The organism is Streptomyces sp. NPDC086147, assembly GCF_040702165.1.
Taxonomy (GTDB): Bacteria; Actinomycetota; Actinomycetes; order Streptomycetales; family Streptomycetaceae; genus Streptomyces.
Window position 1 is genome coordinate 43,759 of sequence record NZ_JBFBJO010000026.1, and the last position, 21,523, is coordinate 65,281.

22 protein-coding genes are annotated in these 21,523 nt (G+C 72.8%); 10 read left to right on the forward strand and 12 right to left on the reverse strand.

Annotated features, from left to right (window positions below; all coding sequences use genetic code 11):
* Positions 1–107: 107 nt before the first annotated feature.
* The gene (locus tag AB0398_RS31360) at positions 108–1,295 is read left to right on the forward strand and encodes a beta-eliminating lyase-related protein (protein ID WP_366379046.1); all 1,188 of its coding nucleotides are present in this window, start codon (positions 108–110) and stop codon (positions 1,293–1,295) included.
* A 19-nt stretch (positions 1,296–1,314) separates the two neighbouring features.
* Here the strand turns inward: AB0398_RS31360 and AB0398_RS31365 are convergent, their stop codons facing one another.
* Entirely contained in the window at positions 1,315–1,992 is a 678-nt protein-coding gene (locus AB0398_RS31365) for a response regulator transcription factor (protein ID WP_366379047.1), read from the reverse strand.
* Positions 1,993–2,014: 22 nt separating this feature from the next.
* A complete protein-coding gene (locus AB0398_RS31370; protein ID WP_366379048.1) occupies positions 2,015–3,220 on the reverse strand; it encodes a sensor histidine kinase in 1,206 nt (401 codons plus the stop codon).
* Positions 3,221–3,316: 96 nt separating this feature from the next.
* Here AB0398_RS31370 and AB0398_RS31375 point away from each other — a divergent pair, with 96 nt between their 5' ends.
* Positions 3,317–4,318, forward strand: a complete 1,002-nt coding sequence (locus tag AB0398_RS31375) for an SAM-dependent methyltransferase (RefSeq protein WP_366379049.1) — start codon at positions 3,317–3,319, stop codon at positions 4,316–4,318.
* Positions 4,319–4,384: 66 nt separating this feature from the next.
* Positions 4,385–5,527: an NADH-quinone oxidoreductase subunit D gene (locus tag AB0398_RS31380; protein WP_366379050.1), complete on the forward strand. Its 1,143-nt coding sequence runs from the start codon at positions 4,385–4,387 to the stop codon at positions 5,525–5,527.
* A gap of 101 nt (positions 5,528–5,628) precedes the next feature.
* Here AB0398_RS31380 and AB0398_RS31385 read toward each other — a convergent pair whose 3' ends face one another.
* The 5 genes from AB0398_RS31385 to AB0398_RS31405 form a co-directional block, all read right to left on the reverse strand.
* Complete coding sequence (locus tag AB0398_RS31385) at positions 5,629–6,120, reverse strand: GNAT family N-acetyltransferase (protein WP_366379051.1); 492 nt, start codon at positions 6,118–6,120, stop codon at positions 5,629–5,631.
* Complete coding sequence (locus AB0398_RS31390; RefSeq protein ID WP_366379052.1) at positions 6,117–7,160, reverse strand: hypothetical protein; 1,044 nt, start codon at positions 7,158–7,160, stop codon at positions 6,117–6,119. The genes AB0398_RS31385 and AB0398_RS31390 overlap by 4 nt, the downstream gene beginning before the upstream one ends.
* 130 nt (positions 7,161–7,290) lie before the next feature.
* Entirely contained in the window at positions 7,291–8,274 is a 984-nt protein-coding gene (locus tag AB0398_RS31395) for an ABC transporter substrate-binding protein (RefSeq protein WP_366379053.1), read from the reverse strand.
* 5 nt (positions 8,275–8,279) lie between these two features.
* Positions 8,280–8,978, reverse strand: a complete 699-nt coding sequence (locus tag AB0398_RS31400; protein ID WP_366379054.1) for an ABC transporter permease — start codon at positions 8,976–8,978, stop codon at positions 8,280–8,282.
* A 1-nt stretch (position 8,979) separates the two neighbouring features.
* Positions 8,980–9,666 carry an ABC transporter permease gene (locus AB0398_RS31405; protein ID WP_366379055.1) on the reverse strand — a complete coding sequence of 229 codons (687 nt, stop codon included), beginning with the start codon at positions 9,664–9,666 and terminating at the stop codon, positions 8,980–8,982.
* Between the two features lie 144 nt (positions 9,667–9,810).
* Between AB0398_RS31405 and AB0398_RS31410 the strand changes: the two genes are divergently transcribed.
* A complete protein-coding gene (locus AB0398_RS31410) occupies positions 9,811–10,776 on the forward strand; it encodes an ABC transporter ATP-binding protein (RefSeq protein ID WP_366379056.1) in 966 nt (321 codons plus the stop codon).
* Positions 10,777–10,794: 18 nt separating this feature from the next.
* Here AB0398_RS31410 and AB0398_RS31415 read toward each other — a convergent pair whose 3' ends face one another.
* Positions 10,795–11,907 carry an alpha/beta hydrolase-fold protein gene (locus AB0398_RS31415; protein ID WP_366379057.1) on the reverse strand — a complete coding sequence of 371 codons (1,113 nt, stop codon included), beginning with the start codon at positions 11,905–11,907 and terminating at the stop codon, positions 10,795–10,797.
* A 165-nt stretch (positions 11,908–12,072) separates the two neighbouring features.
* On the opposite strand from AB0398_RS31415, the gene AB0398_RS31420 reads away from it, so the two are divergent.
* From AB0398_RS31420 to AB0398_RS31445, 6 genes are all read left to right on the forward strand, one after another.
* On the forward strand, positions 12,073–13,917 hold the full coding sequence (locus AB0398_RS31420) for a phosphatidylglycerol lysyltransferase domain-containing protein (protein WP_366379058.1): 1,845 nt from the start codon (positions 12,073–12,075) through the stop codon (positions 13,915–13,917).
* A 91-nt stretch (positions 13,918–14,008) separates the two neighbouring features.
* Positions 14,009–14,806: a dihydropteroate synthase gene (gene folP / locus AB0398_RS31425; protein ID WP_366379071.1), complete on the forward strand. Its 798-nt coding sequence runs from the start codon at positions 14,009–14,011 to the stop codon at positions 14,804–14,806.
* Positions 14,803–15,294, forward strand: a complete 492-nt coding sequence (locus AB0398_RS31430; protein WP_366379059.1) for a nuclear transport factor 2 family protein — start codon at positions 14,803–14,805, stop codon at positions 15,292–15,294. Before folP ends, AB0398_RS31430 begins: the two co-directional genes overlap by 4 nt.
* A gap of 134 nt (positions 15,295–15,428) precedes the next feature.
* On the forward strand, positions 15,429–15,788 hold the full coding sequence (gene folB, locus AB0398_RS31435) for a dihydroneopterin aldolase (protein WP_356539075.1): 360 nt from the start codon (positions 15,429–15,431) through the stop codon (positions 15,786–15,788).
* Positions 15,785–16,384: a 2-amino-4-hydroxy-6-hydroxymethyldihydropteridine diphosphokinase gene (gene folK / locus AB0398_RS31440; protein ID WP_366379060.1), complete on the forward strand. Its 600-nt coding sequence runs from the start codon at positions 15,785–15,787 to the stop codon at positions 16,382–16,384. Before folB ends, folK begins: the two co-directional genes overlap by 4 nt.
* A gap of 47 nt (positions 16,385–16,431) precedes the next feature.
* On the forward strand, positions 16,432–16,914 hold the full coding sequence (locus tag AB0398_RS31445) for a DUF3180 domain-containing protein (RefSeq protein ID WP_366379061.1): 483 nt from the start codon (positions 16,432–16,434) through the stop codon (positions 16,912–16,914).
* 21 nt (positions 16,915–16,935) lie between these two features.
* Here AB0398_RS31445 and folE read toward each other — a convergent pair whose 3' ends face one another.
* The 4 genes from folE to tilS all read right to left on the reverse strand — a co-directional run bounded on the left by folE (position 16,936) and on the right by tilS (position 21,448).
* Complete coding sequence (folE, locus tag AB0398_RS31450; RefSeq protein WP_030219409.1) at positions 16,936–17,541, reverse strand: GTP cyclohydrolase I FolE; 606 nt, start codon at positions 17,539–17,541, stop codon at positions 16,936–16,938.
* A gap of 95 nt (positions 17,542–17,636) precedes the next feature.
* Complete coding sequence (ftsH, locus tag AB0398_RS31455) at positions 17,637–19,658, reverse strand: ATP-dependent zinc metalloprotease FtsH (RefSeq protein ID WP_366379062.1); 2,022 nt, start codon at positions 19,656–19,658, stop codon at positions 17,637–17,639.
* Between the two features lie 171 nt (positions 19,659–19,829).
* Positions 19,830–20,369 carry a hypoxanthine phosphoribosyltransferase gene (gene hpt, locus AB0398_RS31460; RefSeq protein ID WP_121832400.1) on the reverse strand — a complete coding sequence of 180 codons (540 nt, stop codon included), beginning with the start codon at positions 20,367–20,369 and terminating at the stop codon, positions 19,830–19,832.
* Positions 20,370–20,410: 41 nt separating this feature from the next.
* Complete coding sequence (tilS, locus tag AB0398_RS31465) at positions 20,411–21,448, reverse strand: tRNA lysidine(34) synthetase TilS (RefSeq protein ID WP_366379063.1); 1,038 nt, start codon at positions 21,446–21,448, stop codon at positions 20,411–20,413.
* Positions 21,449–21,523 lie beyond the last annotated feature (75 nt).

The following is a 21,523-nucleotide window of genomic DNA, read 5'->3' on the forward strand; positions in this document are numbered from 1 at the left end:
GTTCCAGTCCTCGGCGGGTACCGGACGATTTCTGGTCATGCTACGCCAGCGTCGGGGCCCGTCCGCGGCTGTCCACAGGGTGTGGGCGGTGGTGTGATGATCGACCCATGGAACCTGTGGAAACCGCTGACACGACGCGTCCCGGGGGCATCGCGGACGAGGAGGCCGCCCGGCTCCACCGGGCGGAGGTCTGGGGCGGGGCCGCGCGGAAGCTGTGGCGCTCCCCCGCGGACGGCACGGTCGGGGAGCGGCTGCGCGAGCTGGCCGGATGGGCGGAGGACGCCGGGTACGGCGGGGCCGCGCCCGACGCGTACGGCGACGGCCCGGTGGAGGTCCTGGAGCGGCGGGTCGCCGAGGAGCTGGGCCTGCCCGCCGCCGTCTTCTTCCCGACCGGCACCATGGCCCAGCAGGTGGCGCTGCGCTGCTGGGCCGGGCGCACCGGCAGCCCCGTCGTCGCCCTCCACCCGCTCGCCCACCCGGAGGTGCACGAGGGCGGGGCGCTCGGGGCCGTCTCCGGGCTCCGCACCACGCACCCCACCGACGCGCCCCGGCTGCCCACGGCCGAGGAGGTGCGGGACCACCCGGAGCCGTTCGGGACGCTGATGCTGGAACTGCCGCTGCGGGACGCCGGCTTCGTGCTGCCCTCCTGGGAGGAGCTGACCGAGGTCGTGGAGGCGGCCCGGGAGCGGGACGCGGTCGTCCACTTCGACGGGGCGCGCCTGTGGGAGTGCCCGCCGCGCCTCGGCCGGGGGCTCGCGGAGATCGCGGGGCTCGCCGACAGCGTGTACGTGTCCTTCTACAAGTCCCTCGGCGGCCAGTCGGGAGCCGCGCTCGCCGGGCCCGAGGACGTCGTGGAGGAGGCCCGGGTCTGGCGGCACCGGTACGGAGGGCAGGTCTTCCAGCAGTACCCGGCGGCGCTCTCCGCGCTCCGGGGCCTGGACGTCGAGCTGCCCCGGCTGCCCTCGTACGTGGCGCACGCGCGCGTGGTGGCCGCCGCGGTCCGGGAGGCGCTCGCGGAGGCGGGCACGGGCTGGTTCCGGGTGCACCCCGAGGTGCCGCACACCCACCAGTTCCGGGTCTGGCTGCCGTACTCCCCCGAGACCCTGACCGCCGCGGCCCTCGCCCAGACGGAGGCCACCGGCACCGTCCTCTTCCGCCGCTGGTCCGCCCCGGGCGCGGGCGGCCCGCCGGGGGTCGCCCTGACGGAGCTGACGGTGGCGGGACCGGGCCTGGAGTGGACGGCGGAGGACGTGAAGGAGGCGGTGCGGGACTTCCTGTCACGGGTGGAAGGCTGAGGGACGTGGCGGACAGGCCCTACGCCGCCCCGCCGCCCCCCGCCCGCACCAGGCCCGACTCGTACGCGAGGACCACGACCTGGACCCGGTCGCGCAGGCCCAGCTTGGTCAGGATGCGGCCCACGTGGGTCTTCACCGTCGCCTCGGAGAGGACGAGCCGGGCGGCGATCTCGCCGTTCGACAGGCCCTGCGCGACCAGCATCATCACCTCCCGCTCCCGGTCCGTCAGGCGCCCCAGCTCCTTGCGCTCGGGCTCCTTGCCCGTGGACGGCAGCATCGGCGAGAAGCGGTCGAGGAGGCGGCGGGTGGTCGAGGGCGCCACCACCGCGTCCCCGCTGTGCACCGAGCGGATCGCGCCCAGCAGCTCCGCCGGCGGCACGTCCTTCAGCATGAAGCCGCTGGCCCCCGCCTTGAGGCCGGAGAACGCGTACTCGTCGAGGTCGAAGGTGGTCAGGATCAGCACCTTCGGCGGGTCCGGCTGCGCGCAGATCCGCCGGGTCGCCTCCACCCCGTCGAGGCGCGGCATGCGCACGTCCATCAGGACGACGTCGACCGCCGTGGACCGCAGCACCTCCAGGGCCTCGGCGCCGTCGCCCGCCTCCGCCACGACCTCCATGTCCGGCTGGGCGGCCAGCACCATGCGGAAACCGGTGCGCAGCAGCACCTGGTCGTCGACGAGCATCACGCGAATGGCCATGGGGCTTGTTCCTTAGGGGTCGTCAGTGGGCGGGCTTGAGGGGGAGCAGGGCGCTGATCCGGAAGCCTCCGCCCGGACGCGGGCCCGCGTCCAGGGTGCCGCCGACCATGCCGACCCGCTCCCGCATGCCGATCAGACCGTGGCCCCGCCCGTCGGCGCCCCCGTCCTCGTACATCTCCTGCGGCGCTCCCCGGCCGTCGTCCTCGACGAGCAGCCCGAGGCCGTCGTCGAAGTAGACCAGGCGGACGCTGGCGCCCGCGTCGGGCCCGCCGTGCTTGCGGGTGTTGGTGAGGGCCTCCTGCACGATCCGGTACGCGGTGAGCTCGACGCCGCTGGGCAGCGGACGGGGGCTCCCCTCGATCGCGAAGTCGACGGTGAGGCCGGCGCCCCTGACCTGCTCGACGAGGTCCTCGATCTGGCCCACGTCGGGCTGCGGCACGTATTCCCCGGCCTCCTGGTGCTCGCCGGTGCGCAGGATGCCGAGGAGCCTGCGCATCTCGGCGAGCGCCTGCCGGCCGGTGCCGGAGATGGTCTCCAGGGCCTGTTTCGCGGTCTCCGGGGAGGAGTCCATGACGTAGGCGGCGCCGTCGGCCTGGACCACCATCACCGACACGTTGTGCGCGACGACGTCGTGCAGCTCGCGGGCGATCCTGGCCCGTTCGGCGGCGACCGCGACCTTGGCCTGGGCCTCGCGCTCCCGCTCCAGGCGGGAGGCGCGCTCCTCCAGCTGCGCGAAGTAGGCGCGGCGGGTGCGGAGGGAGTCGCCGAGGACCCAGGCGAGGGCGAACGGCACGGTCATGATGATCGTGAAGAAGATCCGGGCGGGGCCGGAGGTGGAGGGGTCGTCCAGCGGCCATCTGAGCTGGGAGAGCGTGGCGGCGCTCAGTCCGCCGGCGAGGGCGAGCCGGGACGCCCAGCGCGGCCCGTCGTGCGCCGCGACCGTGTAGACGATCACGAACATCGCGAAGTCGGCGAGGAACGGTTCCAGGTCGAGGGCGAGCTGGGCCACGCCGAGGGCGACGGTGAGCAGCAGCATCTTCTCGGGGACCCGCCGGCGCAGCGCCAGGACCAGGGAGAAGAGCGCGGCGACGACTCCGTACACGACGGGGTGGTCGACTCCGGGGTAGGCCGAGCCCACCCACAGCAGGGAGAACCCGAGGAGGACGAGGGCCCAGAAGCCGTCGACGCCCGTCGGGTGTCTGCGGAGGAAGTCGTAGAGGCGCTGCACGTCACCCAGCGTAGGGAAGGGGAAAGGTTCAGGGATCAACCGTGGGGTCGATCCTCGGCCCGGGGACCGTACTCCCCGAGGTGGACACTATGGCCTGTGACGGATGAGACGCGGCGGTGGCGGGGGTGGCGGGAGGCCACGGAGCGGGCGCTGTACGGCCCCGGGGGCTTCTATCTGCGGCCCGAGGGCCCCGCGGGGCACTTCCGCACCTCGGTGCACGCCTCCCCGCTCTTCGCGGGGGCCGTGGCCCGGCTCCTGGGCGAGGTCGCGGAGGAGCTGGGCACGGACGGGGTCGACCTCGTGGACGTGGGCGCGGGGCGCGGGGAGCTGCTGGCGGGGGTGCTCGCGGCGACCGCCGGGAGCGGTCTCGCGGTGCGGGCGTACGCGGTCGAGCGCGCCGCGCGTCCGGACGGGCTCGATCCCCGGGTGGAATGGACGGACCGGCCGCCGCGCGGGGCGCGGGGGCTGCTCTTCGCGAACGAGTGGCTGGACAACGTGCCGGTGGACGTGGCCGAGGCGGACGCGACGGGCACGGCCCGGTACGTGGAGGTGTCCCCGGAGGGCGCCGAGCGGCTCGGCGCGCCCGTCTCCGGCGCGGACGCGGAGTGGCTGGAGCGCTGGTGGCCGCTGCGGGAGCCCGGCGCGCGGGCCGAGATCGGGCGGCCCCGCGACGAGGCCTGGGCGGCGGCGGTGTCCTGCCTGGCGGCGGGCCGGGCGGTGGCCGTGGACTACGCGCACGTACGGGGCTCCCGGCCGCCCTTCGGCTCGCTGACCGGCTTCCGCGCGGGCCGCGAGGTCCCGCCGGTGCCGGACGGCTCCCGCGACCTGACGTCCCACGTGGCGCTCGACGCGTGCGCGGCGGCCTGCGGAGGGGCGTCCTCCGGAGGGGCGGACACCGAGCTGGTCACGCAGCGGGAGGCGCTGGGGCGGCTCGGGGTGACCGGGGGCCGGCCGCCCCTCGCGCTCGCCTCGACCGACCCCGCCGGGTACGTCAGGGCCCTGTCCTCGGCCGGCGAGGCGGCCGAGCTGACCGCCCGCGGCGGCCTCGGCGACTTCCTCTGGCTGACCCGGCGGGTGTCGCCGGCGGACGGGCCGTAGGGGTGCGGGGGCTCCAAGGGTGCGGGGGGCCTCAGGAGTGTGTCCCGTACGGGAGATACTGGCCGCATGACGGAGACGACGGTCGGCATCGGCGGCGCGGCGGAGAGCACCGACATGGTGCTGAACATCGGGCCGCAGCACCCCTCGACCCACGGCGTGCTCCGGCTGCGGCTCGTCCTGGACGGTGAGGTGATCCGGTCGGCCGAGCCGGTGGTCGGCTACATGCACCGGGGGGCCGAGAAGCTCTTCGAGGCGCGGGACTACCGGCAGATCGTCATGCTGGCCAACCGCCACGACTGGCTGTCCGCCTTCTCCAGCGAGCTGGGCGTGGTGATGGCCGTCGAGCGGATGCTGGGCATGGAGGTCCCGGAGCGCGCGGTGTGGGCCCGTACGCTCCTCGCCGAGCTGAACCGGGTCCTCAACCACCTCATGTTCCTCGGCTCGTACCCGCTCGAACTCGGCGGGATCACCCCGGTCTTCCACGCCTTCCGGGAGCGCGAGGAGCTCCAGGCGGTGATGGAGGAGGCGTCCGGCGGCCGGATGCACTACATGTTCAACCGCGTCGGCGGCCTCAAGGAGGACCTGCCCGCCGGGTGGACGGGCCGGGTGCGGCAGGCCGTCGCGGACGTGCGCTCGCGGATGGACGTGTACGACCGGCTCGTCCTCGGCAACGAGATCTTCCGGGGCCGTACGCGCGGGATCGGGGTCCTGTCGCGGGAGGCGGTCCACGGGTACGGGGTGTCGGGGCCGATCGCCCGCGCCTCGGGCGTCGACTTCGACCTGCGCCGCGACGAGCCGTACCTCGCTTACGGGGAGCTGGCGGACGTCCTGCGGGTGGCGGTGCGGGAGGAGGGCGACTGCCTCGCCCGGTTCGAGTGCCTGCTCGACCAGACGCACAACTCCCTGGACCTGGCGGACGCCTGTCTGGACCGGATGGAGGAGCTGCCGCCGGGGCCGGTCAACCAGCGGCTGCCGAAGGTCCTGAAGGCGCCGGAGGGCCACACGTACGCGTGGACCGAGAACCCGCTCGGCGTGAACGGCTACTACCTGGTGTCGAAGGGCGAGAAGACCCCATACCGGCTGAAGCTGCGCTCGGCCTCCTTCAACAACATCCAGGCCCTCGCCGAGCTGCTGCCGGGGACGCTGGTCGCCGACATGGTGGCGATCCTGGGCTCGCTCTTCTTCGTCGTGGGCGACATCGACAAGTAGGAACCGGCGCTGCCCGTATCGGCGAGTGGAGCCCGCCGCTGCCCGTATCGACCGGTAGAACCCGCCGCTGCCCGTATCGACTCAACGAGGAGAACCCGCCGCTATCCGTCCTCGCGGCGCATCACCGCGTACGCGCGTCCCGACGTGCCGGGCGTGCGCCGGTCGTACACGGTCCAGCCCCAGCCCTCGTACCGCTTGGTCAACTCCGCTACGTCGAGGGTCATCAGAAGGCGTGAGCCCGGGGCCAGGTCGGCGAGGAGCGCGTCGTGGAGGGCGCGGCCGAGGCCGAGGCCCTGGTGGGCGGGGGCGACGACGAGTTCGGCGAGTTCGAAGGCGGGCTCCCGGCCGGTCAGGACGGTGTCGGTCCAGCCGGCCGTGAAGCCCAGGAGCTCGTCGTCGGGGCCGAGGGCGGCGACGGCCCGGAAGTCGGGCCGCCCGGCCGCCGAGCCGAGCAGCCGCTCCACGGTCCGTACGGCGCCGAGCGGCGGTTCGTGCCAGGGCGCGCCGCAGAAGGCCTGGGCGCACAGGGCGAGCAGTTCGTCCCGGCGGCGGGCGGCCTCACCGGCGGGGAGGGCGGCGAGGCGGTGCGTCACGAGTTCACGGCCCCGCGCAGCTCCGCCACGTCGAGCTGTTCCGTCTCGTCGTGCGCGGTCAGGTCGATGACCTGGCCGATCGCCCGCGGCGGCACGGGGGTGCCGATGCCGGTGGCGGGGCCGTCGGCCGGGGTGGGGGCCGGGGTGCCGAGCGCGGCCCCGGCGGCCAGGACCTCCTCGCCCACGACGTCGGCGAGGTCGGTGTTCTGCACGGCCTCGATGGCGTCCGCCGTCTTCTGCGCGCCGAAGAAGTCGAAGCCGCCCTCGGGGCGCGGGACGGGCCGGCGGGCGGCGTACGGAACGATCGCGGCGGCCACCGGCACGGGGGCGGCGGCGGGCGGGAGCGCGAGGGCGGCCGGCCGGGTGTGCTGCTCGGTCCCGGCGGCCGCCGCGTGCTTCCCCTGCGGCTCCTCCGTCTCCCGGGCGCGCTCGGCGAGGTCGCGGGCGCGGGCGGCCTCGGCGGTGCGGCGGGCCTGCTGGGCGGCGGCGTTGCGCGGGAGGTCGCGCAGGGCCAGGGCGGCGCGGCGGAAGGCCTCCGGGGTGAGGGCGGAGCCGCCGGCCGGAAGGGCCTTGGCGTCGCCGCCCGCGTTCTCCAGGGCCAGGACGCGGCGGCCCTCCAGGGCGCTGGCGCGCTCGGTCTCGGCGGTGGCGTAGCGGCGGAGCAGGTCGGCGTGCTCGCCGCGCAGCCCGGCGAGTTCCACGCGCTTGGCGCGGAGCTTGGCGTCGAGCCGGGCGCGCAGGGCGCGGGACTCGTCGAGGTCGGACTCCAGTTCGGCGACCCGCTCCTCGGACTTCCACTGGTCGGCGGCGCGCGCCCGTTCGGTCTCGGCGACCCGCAGTCCGGCGCTCCGGTCCCAACTGCGCATGAGGACGGCGCCGGTGACGGCCGCGGCCGCCGCGGCGGCGGTCAGCAGCCGCACGACCACCAGGTCTCCGGGCAGCCAGGCGGCCGCGGCGCACACGACCGCGGCGCCGGCGACCGCGGAGGGCGGCAGCAGCTTGTGCAGAGGCGGGGAATGGCGGTGGCGTCCACGTGGCATGGCCTGAAATTTACCGTGCGTAGGCGCCATGTGGGGGGTCGGCCCGGCAATCTCTTGGCCACTTCTCGCCACCGGAAGTGGTTATCAACCGTTCCGGTTCCGTTTCGGGCCGACTCCCTCCCTCCCGCGCCTACTTCTTGAGCAGCCCCTTCGTCGTCAGATACTCCTTGGCGACGTCCTCCGGCTTCGCCCGCTCGGCATCCACCTTGCGGTTGAGTTCGGCGAGATCCGCTGTGGTCAGCACCTTGGTGATCCCGTCGAGGGCGGCGGCTATCTCGGGAGAACCGGCGTCCTCGGCGTTGACCACGGGCAGCACGTTGTCGGCGTTCTGCAGCTTCTTGTCGTCGGCGAGGAAGACCAGGCCGTAGTTCTCGATCGTGGCGTCCGTGGTGGTCGTCAGGACGAGCTGGTCCACCCCGTCCTTGACGGCCTGCTTGGCCTGCGGGGTGCCGACGCCCTTCGGGTCGATCCCGGCCACGTCGATCCCGTACGTCTTCTTCAGACCGGGGGCGCAGAAGGGGCGCACGGCGCATTCGTCACCGGCGGCGATCTTCACCTTGATCTTGGACGCGCCGAGATCGGAAAGCGTCTTCAGCTTGTTCTTCTCGGCGAATTCCTTCGACACCGCGAAGGCGTTCTGGTCGACCGCCTCTCCGACCGCGAGCACCTTCAGACCGCGCGGCTCGGCGAGCTTCCGCAGCGCCTCGACCGTGGCCGCCGCGTCACCGGAGGCGACCGGCTTCTCCTCGGGCGCCTTCGGCCCGTTCGCCTTCGCGTTGAGGAATTCCGCGATCGTCGCCGCGTATTCCGGGACGACGTCGATCTCGCCGCTCTCCAGGGAGGGCTCGTACAGCTCGCGGTTCTTCACCGTCGTGATGGAGACGGAGTATCCGGCGTCCTCCAGCGACTGCGCGTACAGCTCGGCGAGGACCTTGGCCTCGGTGAAGGCGGCCGCGCCGACCACCAGCGAGCCCTTCGACCCGCCGGAGCTCCCGGAGCCCTTCTTGCCGTCCTCCAGGCTGTCACCGCCACACGCCCCGAGGGTGGCGGTCAGCGCCGCCGCACCCAGCAGCGCGCCCGCGATACGCGAGACCCTGTTCACGAGATCACCCATCCAAGTCAGCTTCGTCGAGTCGTTCGGTCGTTCGTCCCGCGCGCGTGCCCCGGCCCCGACAGGAACCGGTCCGCGCCGACGAGCACGCCCTCCACCAGGAGGGCGAGCAGGGCCACGAGCACGGCACCCGCGACCACCTGCCCCGTGTCGTACGTGGCGAACCCGGCCGTGATGATCCGGCCGAGGCCGCCCTGGCCCACCATCGCCGCGACCGTGGCCGTGGCGACCACCTGCACCGCGGCCGAGCGGATCCCGGTCGTCACCACCGGCCGGGCGAGCGGCAGTTCCACCCGGAGGAAGACCTGCCCGCCCGTCATCCCCATGCCCCGCGCGGCCCGCACCGCGGCCCGGTCCACCTCCCGCACCCCCACGTAGGCGTTGGTGAGGAGCGGGGGCAGCGCGAACAGCACCAGGGCCACCACGGTCGGCACGTATCCGGCGTTCCGCAGCGGCGACACCATGAACAGGGCGAGGACCGCGAAGACGGGGACCGCCCGCCCCACGTTCGACACGTTCACCGCGAGCGCGCCGCCCCGGCCCAGGTGGCCCAGCCACAGGCCGAGCGGCAGCGCGAGCGCCGAGGCGATCAGGAGCGCGAGCCCGCTCACGTACACGTGCTCGGCGAGCCGCTGCCCGATGCCGCCGTCGCCCGTCCAGTGCGCGCCGGTGGTGAGCCAGCCCCAGGCGTCCGTCACGACCCCCACCTCACCCACCTCCCGGCGCGGTCCGTATGCGGGCCCAGGGCGTGAGGAGCCGCTGGAGACCCAGGAGCAGCAGGTCGGCGACGACGGCGAGCAGCACGCAAAGGACCGAGGCGGCGAGCACCTGCGCCTTGAAGAAGGTCGGCAACGCGTCCTCGATGAGGTTGCCCAGACCGCCGCGCCCGACGACCGAACCGATCGTCGTCAGCGCGATCGTGGACACCGTCGCCATCCGCACGCCGGCCATCAGGACCGGCAGCGCGAGCGGCAGTTCGACCGCCCACAGCATCCGCAGCGAGCCGTACCCCATGCCCCGGGCCGCCTCCCGCGTCTCGGCCGGCACGGCGGCGAGGCCCGCCAGCGCGTTCCGCACGAGGATCGTCAGGGCGTACAGCACGAGGCCGGTCACCACGAGCGCCGCCGAGAGCCCGAAGAACGGCAGCAGCAGCGAGAACATCGCCAGCGACGGGACCGTGTAGAGCAGGGTGGTCAGTCCGAGCACCGGCCCGGCGAACCGGGGCCTGGCCCGCACGAGCAGCGCCAGCGGCACCGCGACGACGAGCGCGATCAGCACCGAGGCCACCGTGATTCCCACATGCTGGAGCAGCGCGTCGGTCAGCTCCCCGCTGCGCGTGCGCAGGTACTCCCCGCAGATCCAGTCGTTCGTGACCAGACAGTTCGGCGCGCTCATCGTCCCTCCCCCCGGACTCTCCACCCACCCGAACGCATGTGTGGACGACCCTAACCCCCACCACCGACAATCCCCGAGAGTCGCCACAATGCGGCAACACGCCCTTCACACACCCCCGCCGCCCAGGGGCCAGAATGGGGAACCATGATCCGGTTCGAGCACGTGACCAAGCGGTACGACGACGGCACCACCGCCGTGGACGACCTCTCCTTCGAGGTCGCCGAGGGCGAACTCGTCACCCTGGTCGGCCCGTCCGGCTGCGGCAAGACGACCACGATGATGATGGTCAACCGGCTCGTCGAGCCGACCTCGGGCCGCGTCCTCGTCGACGGGAAGGACGTCGCGGACGTCGACCCGGTCGCCCTGCGCCGCAAGATCGGCTACGTCATCCAGCAGGTCGGCCTCTTCCCCCACCGCACCGTCCTCGACAACACCGCGACCGTCCCGTCCCTCCTGGGATGGAAGAAAGCGGCGGCACGCGCGCGTGCCGCCGAACTCCTCGACCTCGTCGGCCTCGACCCCGCCACCTACGGCCCCCGCTACCCCGCCCAGCTCTCCGGCGGCCAGCGCCAGCGCGTCGGCGTCGCCCGCGCCCTCGCCGCCGACCCGCCCGTCCTCCTCATGGACGAGCCCTTCGGCGCCGTCGACCCCGTCGTCCGCGAACGCCTCCAGAACGAGTTCCTCGCCCTCCAGGCCACCGTCCGCAAGACCGTCCTCCTCGTCACCCACGACATCGAGGAGGCCGTCCGCATGGGCGACCGCATGGCCGTCTACGGACAGGGCCGCATCGAGCAGTTCGACACCCCCGCCACCGTCCTCGCCGCCCCCGCCACCCCGTACGTCGCCGACTTCGTCGGCAGCGACCGCGGCCTCAAGCGGCTCGCCGTCACCCCCGTCACGGAGGCCGACCTCGACCCCGTGCCGGCCGGCGGACCCGGCAGCGCGGACGGCGCCCCCGTACCCCTCGGCACCTCCCTCAAGGAGGCGCTCGCCGTGCTCCTCCAGCACGACACCGGCCGCCTCACCGTCACCGGCGCCGACGGCGAACCCCTCGGCGTCCTCACCCCGGCCGGCGTCCACCGCGCCCTGCGCCGGGCCACGGCCGCGTGACGGCCGCGCGCCCCGGGCTCACCCCGCGCTGAGCTTCCCGCCCATCCACACGAGCCCCGGCGGGATCTCCCGGTTCCACGTGTTGAAGTTGTGGCCGCCGCTCTCCAGCGTGATCGACGAGACCTCCGCCGGGCTCTTCACCTTCCGGACGAACTCCCGCGTCCCCCTGAGGTTGTCCTCGCCCTTCAGCGACGTCGTCACCAGGAACGACGACCTCCCCTGCGGCAGGTGGTCCAGGCTCCACAGCAGGTCCGCCCGCTTGCGCAGCCGGTCGTCGCCCCGGAAGAGGTCACCGGTCGTCACGTCCTCCGCCGCCCGGTAGTACGCCGAGAAGCCCGCCCCCGCCGCGAACCGGTCCGGATGGTGCAGCGCGATCTTCAGCGCGCAGTACGCCCCCGTCGAGTTCCCCATGAAGCCCCAGTTCCGCGGCTCCTTCCCCACCCGGTACGCCTCCGAGACCGCCTTCGGCAGGTCCCGCGCGAAGAAGGTCTCCGTCTGCGGGCCCCCCGGCACGTCCACGCACTCGGTGTCCCTGGGCGGCGCCACCGTCGGACGCAGCATCACCAGCACCATCGGCTGCATCCGGCCCCGCTTCGCCTGCTCGTACGCCGTCCTCGGGTACTTCAGGCCCTTGATCAGGTTCTCCGCCGTCCCCGGATACCCCGTGAGCACCACCGACGCCGGGAACGTCCGCCCCGCGTGCTCCTTCTGGAAGTACTCCGGCGGCAGGTACACGTAGGCCGGCGAGACGATCCCCGACCGCTCCCCCGCCACCACGACCTTCTGGATCTGCCCGCCGACCTCCGGACGCCCGCCGCCCGGCACGTCCACCGCCTGCTCCCCCACCACCCGCAGGTCCTTCGAACCCGACCCGTGGTCGACGACCACGCCCATGTCCTGCTCCTGCCCGAACAGGTCCGCCCACGAGCCGTAGAAGAGGAACGACCGGTTCGCCGCCAGGCCCACCGCGGCGAACAGCGTCACCTGCGTCACGAGCAGCAGACCCACCCGCCCCACGACCGAACGCCACCCGCCGCGCGCGAGCCGCGGCCACAGCAGGACCGTGGCCAGGAACAGCGCCACGGCCGCCACGACCGCCAGCACGAGGACCTTGGTACCGGTGAGACCCATGAGTCGACCGAGCCTTCTTTCCGAGAATTTCCTGTGAACCGATGAACCCGGCCCCGTACGACGCCGTCCTAGAAGGCGCACCAGCCGGAACGGCCCGCCGAACGCGCCGCAGGGCCCGACCGGAGTCAAAGACCCTGCGCAGGACCACGGGAAGTACGGGAAGCCATGTCTGTCACGGTAGATGGGGACAAAAAGGGATTGGTTCCGGTTCGAGTACGCCGGATTCTCCGCGGCCCCGCGCCCGAGAAGGTGCCCTCCCTCGTCGGCACCGCCTGCACCCTCGTCGGACTCCTCGACATCGCCGCCGGAGTCTTCCCCCGCTTCCGCGCCAGCCGCGTCCACGCCGTCGCCGAAGTCCTCCCCGGCACCCTCGGCCCCCTCTCCGCCGCCCTCTCCCTGAGCGCCGGCGTCCTCCTGCTCCTCCTCGCCCACGGCCTCAAGCGCCACAAGCGCCGCGCCTGGCGCGCCGCCGTCGTCCTCCTCCCCCTCGGCGCCACCGCCCAGTTCGTCTGGCGCCACTCCGTCCTCGGCGCCCTCCTCTCCCTCGCCCTCCTCGCCCTCCTGATCCGCCACCGCGACCAGTTCGCCGCCCTCCCCGACCCCCGCAGCCGCTGGCGCGCCCTCGCCAACTTCGTCGTCATGGGCGCCGGCTCCATCGCCCTCGGCCTCGTCATCGTCAGCGCCCACCCGCGCCGCGTCATCGGCAGCCCCAGCCTCACCGACCGCCTCGAACACGTCCTGTACGGACTCCTCGGCTTCGAAGGCCCCGTCGGCTACACCAACGGCGTCGACTGGACCGTCGGCTACTCACTCGGCGCCCTCGGCATGCTCACCGCCCTCACCACCGTCTACCTGGCCTTCCGCCCCGAACACCCCGCCGCCCGACTCACCGACGACGACGAGACCCGGCTGCGCGCCCTCCTCGACCGGCACGGCGGCCGCGACTCCCTCGGCCACTTCGCCCTCCGCCGCGACAAGGGCGTCGTCTTCTCCCCCAGCGGCAAGGCCGCCGTCTGCTACCGCGTCGTCTCCGGCGTCATGCTCGCCAGCGGCGACCCCATCGGCGACGTCGAGGCCTGGCCCGGCGCCATCGAACGCTTCATGGACGAGGCCAAGGCCCACTCCTGGACCCCCGCCGTCATGGGCTGCTCCGAGACCGGCGGCCAGGTCTGGACCCGCGAGACCGGCCTCGACGCCCTCGAACTCGGCGACGAGGCGGTCGTCGACGTCGCGGATTTCTCCCTCTCGGGCCGAGCCATGCGCAACGTCCGCCAGATGGTCACGCGCATCGAGCGCAACGGCTACACCACCCGCGTCCGCCGCGTCCGTGACCTCGACGACGCCGAACTCGAACGCGTCCGCCGCGCCGCCGCCGACTGGCGCGGCACCGACACCGAACGCGGCTTCTCCATGGCCCTCGGCCGCATCGGCGCCCCCGGCGACGGCGACGCCGTGATAGCGACCGCCCACAAGACCGACGACACCGGCACCGCGGACTCCCCCTACGGCGACCTCAAGGCGATCATCCACTTCGTCCCCTGGGGCCGCGACGGCATGTCCCTCGAACTCATGCGCCGCGACCGCTCCGCCGACCCCGGCATGAACGAGCTCCTCATCGTCGCCGCCCTCCAGGCCTCCCCCACCCTCGGCATCGCCCGCGTCTCCCTCAACTTCGCCATGTTCCGCGCCGCCCTCGCCCGCGGCGAGAAGATCGGCGCCGGACCCGTCCTCCGCCTCTGGCGCGGACTCCTCGTCTTCCTCTCCCGCTGGTTCCAGATCGAGTCCCTCTACAAGTTCAACGCCAAGTTCCGGCCCCGCTGGGAACCCCGCTTCGTCGTCTACCGCACCAGCCGCGACCTCCCCCGCATCGGCTTCGCCGCCATGCAGGCCGAAGGCTTCGTGGACCTCTCCCTCCCCCGCCCCTTCACCCGCCGCCGCCCCGCACCCGCCCCCCGCCCCTGCGCCCACATCGTCCCCACCCCCTCGGAGCGCGAGGTCCGAGCGGCCTGACCCGGCCCCCGGGCCCTACGCTGGTCCCATGAGTACGACGACCGACCGGGGCACGGCCCGGGGCCTGCCGGAGTGGGACCGCTGCGCGGTCATGGGCGTGGTCAACGTGACCCCCGACTCCTTCTCCGACGGCGGCCGCTGGTTCGACACCACGGCCGCCGTCAAACACGGCCTCCACCTCGTCGCCGAAGGAGCCGACCTCGTCGACGTCGGCGGCGAGTCCACCCGCCCCGGCGCCACCCGCGTCGACGAGGAGGAAGAACTCCGCCGCGTCGTCCCCGTCGTCCGCGGCCTCGCCGCCGAAGGCGTCACCGTCTCCGTCGACACCATGCGCGCCACCGTCGCCGCCCGCGCCGTCGACGCCGGCGCCGTCCTCGTCAACGACGTCAGCGGCGGCCTCGCCGACCCCGGCATGGTCCCCGCCGTCGCCGCCGCCGAAGTCCCCTTCGTCGTCATGCACTGGCGCGGCTTCAGCGACAACATGAACGGCCTCGCCGTGTACGACGACGTCGTCGCCGAGGTCCTCACCGAACTCCGCGTCCGCCTGGAGGCCGTCGTCGACGGCGGCGTCGACCCCGACCGCGTCGTCATCGACCCCGGCCTCGGCTTCGCCAAGCTCGCCCCCCACGACCTGGCCCTCGTCGCCCACCTCCCCGAGCTCCACGCCCTCGGCCGCCCCCTCCTCGTGGCCGCCTCCCGCAAACGCTTCCTCGGCCACGTCCTCGCCCACGAGGGCGCCGCCCCGCCCCCCGCCCGCGAGCGCGACGCCGCCACCGCCGCCGTCTCCGCCCTCGCCGCCCACGCGGGCGCGTGGGCCGTCCGCGTCCACGAGGTCCGCGCCACCGCCGACGCCGTCAGGGTCGCCCGCGCGGTCGAAGGAGCCAGGTGACCCCCGCCACCGACGAAGCCGCCGTCGAAGCCGCCAACACCGCCTTCTACGAGGCGATGGAGACCGGCGACTTCGAAACCGTCTCCGGCCTCTGGCTCGCCGACGACACCGCCCCCGTCACCTGCGTCCACCCCGGCTGGCCCGCCCTCACCGGCCGCGGCGAGGTCCTCCGCTCGTACGCCCTGATCATGGCGAACACCGACTACATCCAGTTCTTCCTCACCGACCTCAGGATCTCCCTGGCCGGCGACACCGCCCTCGTCACCTGCACCGAGAACATCCTCAGCGGCGGCCCCGCCGAGGACGGCGCCGAACTCGGACCCCTCGTCGGACAGCTCGTCGTCGCCACCAACGTCTTCCGCCGCACCCCCGACGGCTGGCGCATCTGGTCCCACCACGCCTCCCCCGTCCTCGCGGAGACCGACGGCACCGAACCCGCCGAACCCACCCTGGACGACGCCCCCGACGACCCCGAAGCACCCGCCTGACCTGCGGCTCCGCCCACCTCCGGCCCCCCGCGGGCACGCCCTGTCGGTCCTCGCGGGTAGATTCGACGACGGACACCCGGCCGTCCGCACCCGGCTGCGTGGCCACCCGAACTACGACAGCAGGAGTGATTCGCGTGGATCGTGTCGCGCTGCGCGGCCTCAAGGCCCGGGGCCATCACGGCGTCTTCCCCAAGGAGCGCGAGGAGGGCCAGACCTTCATCGTGGACCTGACCCTCGGCCTGGACACCCGCCCCGCCGCCGCCGGGGACGACCTCACGAAGACCGTCCACTACGGGATCGTCGCCGAGGAGGTCGTCGACGTCGTCCAGGGCGAGCCCGTCGACCTCATCGAAACCCTCGCCGAACGCATCGCCCAGAAGTGTCTGAGCCACGCCGGGGTACAGGAGGTGGAGGTCGTCGTCCACAAGCCGGACGCGCCCATCACCGTGCCCTTCGACGACGTCACCGTCACGATCACCCGGAGCCGACGATGAAAGCGACGCACAGCGACCCCACCGTCCAGCCCGTACCCGCCTCCGTCGTCGAGACCGTCGACGCCGCCGACACCACCCTCTCCAACCCCCGCTGGGCCGTCCTCGCCCTCGGCGCCAACCTCGGCAACCGCCTGGAGACCCTCCAGGGCGCCGTCGACGCCCTCGCCGACACCCCCGGCCTCCGGGTCAAGGCCGTCTCCCCCGTCTACGAGACCGAGCCCTGGGGCGTCGACCCCGGCAGCCAGCCCTCGTACTTCAACGCCGTCGCCCTCGTGAAGACGACCCTGCCGCCCTCCTCCCTCCTGGAGCGCGCCCACGCCGTCGAGGAGGCCTTCCACCGCGTCCGCGAGGAGCGCTGGGGCCCCCGCACCATCGACGTCGACATCGTCGCGTACGCGGACGTCGTCTCCGACGACCCCGTCCTCACCCTGCCCCACCCCCGTGCCCACCAGCGCGCCTTCGTCCTCGCCCCCTGGTACGACGTGGACCCCGAGGCCCAGCTCCCCGGCCACGGCCCGGTCACCGGCCTCCTCTCCGCCGTCGGCGACGAGGGAGTCACCCTCCGTACCGACCTGGAACTCCGTCTGCCCGAGTAGTCGTTAGGCTCGTGGCAGACCGCCCGCGACCACGTGAAGGACACCCGGTGAAACAACTGCGGCTGAAGGTGCTCGCCGGACTGTTCCTGACGGCCGGGATCCTCTCCTGGGGCGGCGCCCGGCTCTGGGACTCCGTCGGCACCCTCCCGAGCGTGCCGGTCGCCGCGCCGATCGTCCTCGCCGTGATCGCCGTCGTCCTCACCGCGACCGCCCTCTCCCTCCGCGCCCGCCTCAGGGCCCAGCGGGAGCGCCGCCCCGGCGCCAAGGGCGTCGAGCCCCTGATGGCGGCCCGCGCGGTGGTCTTCGGCCAGGCCAGCGCCCTGGTCGCCGCCCTCGTCGCCGGCATGTACGGCGGCACGGGCGTCTTCCTCCTCGGCTCCCTCGACGTCCCGGCCCGCCGCGACCAGGCCCTCTACGCGGCCCTCGCGGTCCTGGCGGGCCTGGCCGTCGTCGCGTCCGCCTTCTTCCTGGAACGCGTCTGCAGACTGCCGGAGGACGACGACGAAGGCCCGGGCAGCGCCCGGGCCTGAGGTCCTCCTCCGCGGTGGCGCTCAGCGCGCCATGATGAGGCTCATCGCCTCGGCGCGGGTCGCGGGGTCGCGCAGCTGGCCGCGGACGGCCGAGGTGATCGTCTTCGCGCCGGGCTTGCGGATGCCGCGCATCGACATGCACATGTGCTCGCACTCGAAGACCACGATGACTCCGCGCGGCTCCAGGATCTCCATCAGCGAGTCGGCGACCTGGGTGGTGAGCCGTTCCTGCACCTGCGGACGGCGGGCGTAGACGTCGACCAGGCGGGCCAGCTTCGACAGGCCGGTGATCTTCCCCGACGTGGACGGGATGTATCCGACGTGGGCCACCCCGCGGAACGGGACGAGGTGGTGTTCGCAGGTCGAGAACACCTCGATGTCCTTGACCAGCACCATCTCGTCGTGTCCGAGGTCGAACGTGGTCGTCAGGACGTCCTGGGGCTCCTGTCGCAGGCCCGCGAATATCTCCTTGTACGCCCGCGCCACCCGCGCCGGCGTCTCGCGCAGGCCCTCGCGGTCCGGGTCCTCGCCGACCGCGATGAGGAGCTCTCGTACGGCGTTCTCGGCGCGCTTCTCGTCGAAGTCGCCGATCCTGCCCTCGCCGTCCAGGGTCACCGGGTCGGTCATCTTTGCCTCGTTCCGTATGCCTGTGTGCGCGAATGGCCGCGCCCCCACAGGCTAAAACCTGTGGGGGCGCGGGATCCATTCCGGGTCCGCCGGGGTCAGTCCTCCGGGGACGGGGGGTCCACCGGGGCGATCTCGATGCCCTTGGTGGTGTCCACCGGGGTGGACGAGCCGTTCGCGCTGTTCGTCAGGGCCAGCTCCTTGGGGGAGAGGACCGGCGGGCGCGTGGAGGGGGTGCGGCGGGAGGAGCCGGTCCACGCCGGGCGGGCCGGGCGCTTCACGATCGGCGCGAAGATCTCGGCGATCTCCTCCTTGCCGAGGGTCTCCTTCTCCAGGAGGGCGAGGACCAGGTTGTCGAGGAGGTCGCGGTTCTCGACGAGGATCTCCCAGGCCTCGTTGTGGGCGGTCTCGATGAGCTTCTTGACCTCTTCGTCGACCAGCGCCGCGACCTCTTCCGAGTAGTCGCGCTGGTGCGCCATCTCGCGCCCGAGGAAGGGCTCGGTGTTGTCGCCGCCGAACTTGATCGCGCCGAGGCGCTCGGTCATGCCGTACTGGGTGACCATCGCGCGGGCCGTGGCGGTGGCCTTCTCGATGTCGTTCGCGGCGCCGGTGGTCGGGTCGTGGAAGACCAGTTCCTCGGCGGCGCGTCCGCCCAGCATGTAGGCGAGCTGGTCGAGCATCTCGTTGCGGGTGGTCGAGTACTTGTCCTCTTCCGGCAGGACCATCGTGTAGCCCAGGGCGCGACCGCGGGACAGGATGGTGATCTTGTGGACGGGGTCGGAGTTCGGCGAGGCCGCCGCGACCAGGGCGTGGCCGCCCTCGTGGTACGCGGTGATCTTCTTCTCCTTGTCCGACATGATCCGGGTCCGCTTCTGCGGGCCCGCGACCACGCGGTCGATCGCCTCGTCGAGCGCCTTGTTGTCGATCAGCTTCTGGTCGCTGCGGGCGGTGAGGAGCGCCGCCTCGTTGAGGACGTTGGAGAGGTCCGCGCCGGTGAAGCCGGGGGTGCGCCGGGCGACGGCGCCGAGGTCGACATCCGGGGCGACCGGCTTGCCCTTCTGGTGGACCTTGAGGATCTCCAGACGGCCCTGCATGTCCGGACGGTCGACGGCGATCTGCCGGTCGAAGCGGCCGGGGCGCAGCAGCGCCGGGTCGAGGATGTCGGGACGGTTCGTGGCGGCGATCAGGATGACGCCGCCCTTGACGTCGAAGCCGTCCATCTCGACCAGGAGCTGGTTGAGGGTCTGCTCGCGCTCGTCGTGGCCGCCGCCGAGTCCGGCGCCGCGGTGGCGTCCGACGGCGTCGATCTCGTCGACGAAGACGATGGCCGGTGCGTTGGCCTTGGCCTGCTCGAAGAGGTCGCGGACCCGGGAGGCGCCGACGCCGACGAACATCTCGACGAAGTCGGAGCCGGAGATCGAGTAGAACGGGACCCCGGCCTCACCGGCGACAGCGCGCGCGAGGAGCGTCTTGCCGGTTCCGGGCGGGCCGTAGAGCAGGACGCCCTTGGGGATCTTGGCGCCGACGGCCTGGAACTTGGCGGGCTCCTGGAGGAATTCCTTGATCTCGTGGAGTTCCTCGACGGCCTCGTCCGAGCCGGCGACGTCGGCGAAGGTGGTCTTCGGCGTGTCCTTGGTGATGAGCTTCGCCTTGGACTTGCCGAACTGCATGACGCGGGAGCCGCCGCCCTGCATCTGGTTCATCAGGAAGAGGAAGACGACCACGATGAGGACGAAGGGGAGGAGGGAGAGCAGGATCGAGACGAAGGGCGACTGCTTCGTCGGGGAGACGGTGTAGCCCTTCTCGATCTGTCCGGCCTCGAACTTGTCCTGGAGCTTGTCGGCGAGGGCGGCGCCCTGGCTGCCGATGTAGCTGGCCTGGATCTTGTCGCTCTTGTTGATCTTCTGGCCGTCGACGAGGTCGATCTTGATGAGCTGCTCGTCGCCGGTGGTGAGCTTTGCCTGCTTGACCTGGTTCTTGTCGATCGCCTGGACGACCTGGCCGGTGTCCACCGTCTTGTAGCCCTCGGACGAGCCGACGACCTGCATCAGCACGACCACGGCGAGGACGGCCAGCACGATCCACATGACCGGCCCACGGAAGTATCGCTTCACGTCCATCCATACGGAGCGACTGCGCTCCGTCCCTCCTGCCCGTAGGAAAATGCTGCTGTGAGTACTGCTGTGTGAAAAAGCTGTTCTTCGGACGGTACCTCAGCATCGTCGCCCGCGACCGCCTTCCCGTGGTTCAACGGAGGGAAGGCGGTGCGGGTTCCCCGTACGGCCGTGGTTTCAGCCGCCGTAGACGTGCGGGGCGAGCGTGCCGACGAAGGGGAGGTTCCGGTACTTCTCCGCGTAGTCGAGGCCGTAGCCGACGACGAACTCGTTGGGGATGTCGAAGCCGATCCACTTGACGTCGATGGCGACCTTGGCGGCCTCGGGCTTGCGCAGGAGGGTGCACACCTCCAGGGAGGCGGGCTCGCGCGAGCCGAGGTTGGACAGGAGCCAGGACAGGGTCAGACCGGAGTCGATGATGTCCTCGACGATCAGGACGTGCTTGCCCTTGATGTCGGTGTCGAGGTCCTTGAGGATGCGGACGACGCCGGAGGACTGGGTGCCGGCGCCGTAGGAGGAGACGGCCATCCAGTCCATGGTGACGGGGGTGGACAGGGCGCGAGCCAGATCCGCCATCACCATCACCGCGCCCTTGAGGACGCCGACGATGAGCAGGTCCTTGCCCGCGTATTCCGTGTCGATCTTCGCGGCCAGCTCTGCCAGCTTGGCGTCGATCTCTTCCTTGGTGATGAGCACCGACTGGAGGTCGGTGCCCATGTCCTTCTCGTTCACCCGGGTCACTTTCGTTGCAGCGTGCGTCAGCCTTGCCGGATGACCAGTCTGCCACCCTGGCGCCGGGCTTCGACGCGGCCGGGCAGGTTGATGGCTCCCTGGCCGCGCCAGCCGGTGACGAGGCGGTCGACTTCCTCGATGTGGCGGGCGAAGAGGGATCCGGCGGGTGCGCCCTCGGCGATGACGGCGCGGCGCAGGACGCGGCGGCGCACGGCGGGGGGCAGTCCGAAGAGTTTGGCGCATTCCAGGGCGCCGGCCTCGTCGCGTACGGCGGTCTCGGCGTCGGCGGCCCAGGTGTCGAGGGCGTCGGCGTCGTCGCGGGAGAGCCGGGCCGTGCGGGCGAGGGCTTCGACGACGCCTTTGCCGAGGGCCTTCTCCAGGGCGGGGAGGCCTTCGTGGCGGAGTCGGGAGCGGGTGTAGGCGGGGTCGGTGTTGTGGGGGTCGTCCCAGACGGCGAGTTCCTGTGCGACGCAGGCCTTGCGGACGGTCTGGCGGTCGAGCTGGAGGAAGGGGCGCCGGTAGCGGCGGGTGGCTCCGGAGACGGCGGCCATGCCGGAGAGGGAGCGGATGCCGGAGCCGCGGGCGAGGCCGAGGAGGACGGTCTCGGCCTGGTCGTCGCGGGTGTGGCCGAGGAGGACCGCGGCGGCGCCGTGGCGCTCGGCGGCGGCGTCGAGGGCCGCGTACCGGGCGTCGCGGGCGGCGGCCTCGGGGCCTCCTTCGCGGCCGACGGTGACGGCGACGGCCTCGGAGGGGGTGAGGCCGAGCGCGGTCATGCGTTCGGCGACCTCGGCGGCCCGGGTGTCGGAGCCGTCCTGGAGGCCGTGGTCGACGGTGATGCCGCCGGCGCGCACGGGGAGTTTGCGGGCCTCGAAGGCGAGGGCGGAGGCGAGCGCCATGGAGTCGGCGCCTCCGGAGCAGGCGACGAGCACGAGGGGGGTGGTGTGCGCGTCGGCCGTGGTGGGGGGAGGGGTGTTCCGGTGCTCTGCCCGGTGTTCTGTGAGGACGTCGTGGAGTACGCGGCGGACCGCCAGGCGTATCGCCGCGACCGCAGGATGGGGACCCATGTCCGGTGCCCTTCGTGATGGGGTGGGGTGCCTCGGTCGGAGTCTTAACGGTCGGAACGGGGGGTTCGGTCACTC